The organism is Aquitalea sp. S1-19 (assembly GCF_024343515.1).
The window spans coordinates 1-1,125 of record NZ_RJTZ01000315.1; the positions used below are offsets into that span (position 1 = coordinate 1).

2 protein-coding genes are annotated in these 1,125 nt (G+C 60.7%); both read left to right on the forward strand.

From position 1 onward, the window contains the following. Positions 1-556: hypothetical protein (locus EGI20_RS18725; RefSeq protein ID WP_498633204.1), on the forward strand; the 556-nt coding region annotated here is incomplete at its 5' end. A 47-nt stretch (positions 557-603) separates the two neighbouring features. Then, positions 604-1,125: pilus assembly PilX family protein (locus EGI20_RS18730; RefSeq protein WP_498633205.1), on the forward strand; the 522-nt coding region annotated here is incomplete at its 3' end.

The window sequence follows — 1,125 nt, forward strand, 5'->3', positions numbered from 1 at the left end:
CGACCTGCAGGCGATGATGGATGTGATGACTGCAGAGCTGCGCCGCGCCGGCTATTGGCATGCGGTGGCGGCCAGTGCGCCGTTGGCTAATCCTTTTTCTTCCGGTATGGACAATCTGGATACGGCGATGCCGGCTTGTGTGCGCTACAGCTATGACCGCGATAGCGATGGTCAGATCAGCGCAGATGAGCGTCTGGGTTTCAAGCTGCAAACTATCGCCGGCGTAATGAGTCTGCGTATGAAAACCAGCGGCCCGGCCTCCATGCTGTGCAGTAGTGGTAACTGGGAAAGCCTGTCCGATGGCGCACTTATGGCGGTGGATACGTTGCTGTTTGATGTATCCGCCAGCAAGTGTGTGAATGTGACCCGGGCGCAGCGTACGGACAGTGGCGGTTGTACGGCGCTATTGGCCAGCGCACAAAGCGGTGACCGCGTGGTCGAGGTACGTCTGCTCAAGGTCCGGCTGGGTGCTTATCTGCTGGCCGATCCATCTATCCGCCAGCAGCTGGAAAGTTCGGTACAGCTACGTAACCTGCGGGTTTTCTCCGCGCCTTAGGAGAACGGGTCGTGCGCGATGGTCGTAATCCCCGGCGTCAGGCAGGCATGCTTACCTTGGGCTTGGTGCTGGTCTTAATGATGGCTGTGGCATTGATGACGGTCTATGCCGCCCGAACATCCCTGCTCGAACTCAAGTTGTCCGCCAGCAGTTACCGTGCCAAGCAGGCGCTGGAGGCGGCCGAGGCAGGATTGCATTATGGCGTGGCTTATTATCTTGCCGGCGGAGCCGATCATAATGGTGATGGACAGCTGGATACGGATGCGACAGGAGCGCTGGCGCGCGGTCAGTTGGGTGGTCCGCGCTGGCAGGTGCAGTTTTGCGATGCCGCCAGCTTTGGGCCGGCTTGTGTGCTACCGGCCGCAGCGCCTGTCAGACTGCGCATTATGGCGACCGGCTTTAGCGATGATGGCAGCGCGCGGCGGGTGGTGAGCCAGCTGGTGATGGCCGAGCCGGTATTGCTGGCCGTGCCGGAGGCTACATTGCTTGCACGGCGCTTGGATGGCGCGTCGGGTGGCCGTCTGGAGGTGGTCAATAATCAGCGTCCGCTGACGATCAGGAGTGGTACC